2 tRNA genes and 3 rRNA genes are annotated in these 5,204 nt (G+C 51.9%); all 5 read right to left on the minus strand.

Annotation, left to right across the window (positions count from 1 at the left end):
* Window positions 1-52: 52 nt before the first annotated feature.
* Window positions 53-165: ribosomal RNA gene (gene rrf / locus G1O98_RS36670) — 5S ribosomal RNA — on the minus strand.
* A 205-nt stretch (window positions 166-370) separates the two neighbouring features.
* Window positions 371-3,249 (minus strand): 23S ribosomal RNA (locus G1O98_RS36675).
* A 325-nt stretch (window positions 3,250-3,574) separates the two neighbouring features.
* Window positions 3,575-3,650, minus strand: a tRNA-Ala gene (locus tag G1O98_RS36680).
* A gap of 24 nt (window positions 3,651-3,674) precedes the next feature.
* Window positions 3,675-3,751: transfer RNA gene (locus tag G1O98_RS36685), tRNA-Ile, on the minus strand.
* 194 nt (window positions 3,752-3,945) lie between these two features.
* Window positions 3,946-5,204, minus strand: a 16S ribosomal RNA gene (locus G1O98_RS36690); the annotation flags it as partial.

The raw sequence follows: 5,204 nt of genomic DNA on the forward strand, positions 1-5,204 counted from the left end.
AAAAACAAAACCCCTCGCAGCCTGAGCTGGAGGGGTTTTGAGGGGGTAAATAGCCTGACGATGACCTACTTTCACACGGGAATCCGCACTATCATCGGCGCTGGCTCGTTTCACTGTCCTGTTCGGGATGGGAAGGAGTGGGACCAAGTCGCTATGGTCGTCAGGCTTGACTGGTTGGTCTGTTGACGAGGTCAACAAACCCAATTCGTAGAGTCAGCAGAACTTAGGCGATGCCTAATCTGCACACTACAAGTATTTAATACTTGCAGCGGAATCAGCTTGATTTGATTGCGTCTTCGTAGCTTCGAAGAACGACATAACTTGAACACTCACCTTGAGACATGCTGCTTGCACAGACTCTCAAAGTTATAGGGTCAAGCCTCACGGGCAATTAGTACTGGTTAGCTTAACGCATTACTGCGCTTCCACACCCAGCCTATCAACGTCCTGGTCTCGAACGACCCTTCAGGGGGCTCAAGGCCCCGGCAAGACTCATCTTGAGACGAGTTTCCCGCTTAGATGCTTTCAGCGGTTATCTCTTCCGCACTTAGCTACTCGGCAATGCCACTGGCGTGACAACCGATACACCAGAGGTGCGTCCACTCCGGTCCTCTCGTACTAGGAGCAGGCTCTCTCAATCTTGCAGCGCCCACGGAAGATAGGGACCAAACTGTCTCACGACGTTTTAAACCCAGCTCACGTACCTCTTTAAATGGCGAACAGCCATACCCTTGGGACCGGCTACAGCCCCAGGATGAGATGAGCCGACATCGAGGTGCCAAACACCGCCGTCGATATGAACTCTTGGGCGGTATCAGCCTGTTATCCCCAGAGTACCTTTTATCCGTTGAGCGATGGCCCTTCCATACAGAACCACCGGATCACTTTGTCCTACTTTCGTACCTGCTCGACTTGTCAGTCTCGCAGTCAAGCACGCTTATGCCAATGCACTATCGTCACGATTTCCGACCGTAACTAGCGTACCTTCGAACTCCTCCGTTACACTTTGGGAGGAGACCGCCCCAGTCAAACTGCCCACCATACACTGTCCCCGACCCGGATAACGGGCCAAGGTTAGAACCTCAAACACACCAGGGTGGTATTTCAACGTTGGCTCCACCAAAACTAGCGTCCTGGTTTCAAAGCCTCCCACCTATCCTACACAGATCTGTTCAAAGTCCAATGTAAAGCTACAGTAAAGGTTCATGGGGTCTTTCCGTCTTTCCGCGGGGAGATTGCATCATCACAAACATTTCAACTTCGCTGAGTCTCTGGAGGAGACAGTGTGGCCATCATTACTCCATTCGTGCAGGTCGGAACTTACCCGACAAGGAATTTCGCTACCTTAGGACCGTTATAGTTACGGCCGCCGTTTACTGGGACTTCAGTCAAGAGCTTGCACCCCATCATTTAATCTTCCAGCACCGGGCAGGAGTCACACCCTATACGTCGACTTTCGTCTTTGCAGAGTGCTGTGTTTTTAATAAACAGTTGCAGCCACCGATTCTCTGCGGCCTCATTGGGCTTACCAAGTAAATGGCTCACCTACTAAAGGCACACCTTCTTCCGAAGTTACGGTGTCAATTTGCCGAGTTCCTTCTCCAGAGTTCTCTCAAGCGCCTTAGAATACTCATCTCGCGCACCAGTGTCGGTTTGCGGTACGGTCGTCAATAGCTGAAGCTTAGTGGCTTTTCTTGGAAGCAGGGTATCACTCACTTCGTCTGCAAGCAGACTCGTTATCACGCCTCATCTAATTCCCCCGGATTTGCCTAAGGGATACGACTACACGCTTGAACCAACATATCCAACAGTTGGCTGAGCTAACCTTCTCCGTCCCCACATCGCACTATTGATCGGTACAGGAATATTGACCTGTTTCCCATCAGCTACGCATCTCTGCCTCGCCTTAGGGGCCGACTCACCCTACGCCGATGAACGTTGCGTAGGAAACCTTGCGCTTTCGGCGAGGGGGCTTTTCACCCCCTTTAACGCTACTCATGTCAGCATTCGCACTTCTGATACCTCCAGCAGGCTTCACAACCCACCTTCACAGGCTTACAGAACGCTCTCCTACCACGTGCAATAAATTGCACATCCGCAGCTTCGGTAACTGGCTTAGCCCCGTTACATCTTCCGCGCAGGACGACTCGATCAGTGAGCTATTACGCTTTCTTTAAATGATGGCTGCTTCTAAGCCAACATCCTGACTGTTTTAGCCTTCCCACTTCGTTTCCCACTTAGCCAATTTTGGGGACCTTAGCTGGCGGTCTGGGTTGTTTCCCTCTTGAGTCCGGACGTTAGCACCCGGTGCTCTGTCTCCCAAGCTGTACTCATCGGTATTCGGAGTTTGCATAGGTTTGGTAAGTCGCCATGACCCCCTAGCCTAAACAGTGCTCTACCCCCGATGGTAATACTTGAGGCACTACCTAAATAGTTTTCGGAGAGAACCAGCTATTTCCAAGTTTGTTTAGCCTTTCACCCCTATCCACAGCTCATCCGCTAGTTTTGCAACACTAGTCGGTTCGGACCTCCAGCACCTGTTACGGTACCTTCATCCTGGCCATGGATAGATCACTTGGTTTCGGGTCTACACCCAGCGACTATTCGCCCTATTCGGACTCGATTTCTCTACGGCTTCCCTATTCGGTTAACCTCGCCACTGAATGTAAGTCGCTGACCCATTATACAAAAGGTACGCAGTCACCCTTACGGGCTCCTACTTTTTGTATGCATGCGGTTTCAGGATCTATTTCACTCCCCTCCCGGGGTTCTTTTCGCCTTTCCCTCACGGTACTTGTTCACTATCGGTCGATTACGAGTATTTAGCCTTGGAGGATGGTCCCCCCATATTCAGACAGGATTTCACGTGTCCCGCCCTACTCTATTCGCGCCTAGTTCCACAATCTGCATTTCTCATACGGGGCTATCACCCGCTGTGGCCGGACTTTCCATTCCGTTCTGATATACAAACTGCTAAAACGCGAGGGCTACTCCGATTTCGCTCGCCACTACTTTCGGAATCTCGGTTGATGTCTTTTCCTCGAGCTACTGAGATGTTTCAGTTCACCCGGTTCGCCACAATGACCTATGTATTCAGTCAGAGTTACTCCTTGCGGAGTGGGTTTCCCCATTCGGAAATCTCCGGATCAAAGCTAATTTGCCAGCTCCCCGAAGCTTATCGCAGGCTATCACGTCCTTCGTCGCCTGTAATCGCCAAGGCATCCACCACATGCACTTAGTCACTTGACCCTATAACTTTGACAGCGCTGACTGCACTGTCGTCAAGGACTCACACGAATCTTGTTTCATTCGTGTGTTATTTGAGTATTCACGCGTTACGCCGTTCTTCATACCTAATCAATTTCTTGCTTAGTTGAAGTCTATGTTTGACGCAATCAAAATGCTGCTAGCGGCACGGTGCTCAATCCCCTTTACGAGATCTTGCTTTCCGCTAGCAGCGCTGATTCGACTCTACAAATTGTTAAAGAACAACAGCCGATCTTTGCAGACCAGAGCTGGTAAACCTCAGCGAACAATGCTATTCGCTAAGGTTTACCAACTGAATGAATGAAACTGGTGGAGGATGACGGGATCGAACCGACGACCCCCTGCTTGCAAAGCAGGTGCTCTCCCAGCTGAGCTAATCCCCCGGGTTCAAATCTGACGATTTGCCGTGGTGGGTCTGGCTGGATTCGAACCAGCGACCCCCGCCTTATCAAGACGGTGCTCTAACCGACTGAGCTACAGACCCACGCGAACCATGCGCATGAACTCTGTTGTTGTCGTCAGCCTGTCGAGGCCAGCTCAACAGGCTCACGCAATTTCACTCACTGTTGTGTGCAGCCGATAAGTGTGGGCGCTTAAAGCAAAGTGCTTGAGCTTTCGCTCTTTAGTGTGATCTTGCTCTGCCAATACCGAGGTACTGACGAGGCGCGATCTATCTAGAAAGGAGGTGATCCAGCCGCACCTTCCGATACGGCTACCTTGTTACGACTTCACCCCAGTCACGAACCCTGCCGTGGTAATCGCCCTCCTTGCGGTTAGGCTAACTACTTCTGGCAGAACCCGCTCCCATGGTGTGACGGGCGGTGTGTACAAGACCCGGGAACGTATTCACCGCGGCAAGCTGATCCGCGATTACTAGCGATTCCGACTTCACGCAGTCGAGTTGCAGACTACGATCCGGACTACGACCGGGTTTCTGGGATTAGCTCCCCCTCGCGGGTTGGCAGCCCTCTGTCCCGGCCATTGTATGACGTGTGTAGCCCTACCCATAAGGGCCATGATGACCTGACGTCATCCCCACCTTCCTCCGGTTTGTCACCGGCAGTCTCATTAGAGTGCCCTTTCGTAGCAACTAATGACAAGGGTTGCGCTCGTTGCGGGACTTAACCCAACATCTCACGACACGAGCTGACGACGGCCATGCAGCACCTGTGTTCTGGCTCTCTTTCGAGCACTCCCAAATCTCTTCAGGATTCCAGACATGTCAAGGGTAGGTAAGGTTTTTCGCGTTGCATCGAATTAAACCACATCATCCACCGCTTGTGCGGGTCCCCGTCAATTCCTTTGAGTTTCAACCTTGCGGCCGTACTCCCCAGGCGGTCAACTTCACGCGTTAGCTACGTTACTGAGAAGAAACCCTCCCAACAACCAGTTGACATCGTTTAGGGCGTGGACTACCAGGGTATCTAATCCTGTTTGCTCCCCACGCTTTCGTGCATGAGCGTCAGTACAGGTCCAGGGGATTGCCTTCGCCATCGGTGTTCCTCCGCATATCTACGCATTTCACTGCTACACGCGGAATTCCATCCCCCTCTACCGTACTCTAGCTATGCAGTCACAAATGCAGTTCCCAGGTTGAGCCCGGGGATTTCACATCTGTCTTGCATAACCGCCTGCGCACGCTTTACGCCCAGTAATTCCGATTAACGCTTGCACCCTACGTATTACCGCGGCTGCTGGCACGTAGTTAGCCGGTGCTTATTCTTCAGGTACCGTCATGAGTCCCAGGTATTAACCAGAACCTTTTCTTCCCTGACAAAAGCGGTTTACAACCCGAAGGCCTTCTTCCCGCACGCGGCATGGCTGGATCAGACTTGCGTCCATTGTCCAAAATTCCCCACTGCTGCCTCCCGTAGGAGTCTGGGCCGTGTCTCAGTCCCAGTGTGGCTGGTCGTCCTCTCAGACCAGCTACAGATCGT

The sequence above is a fragment of the Nostoc sp. UIC 10630 genome (assembly GCF_010747425.1).
GTDB lineage: Bacteria > Cyanobacteriota > Cyanobacteriia > Cyanobacteriales > Nostocaceae > Nostoc.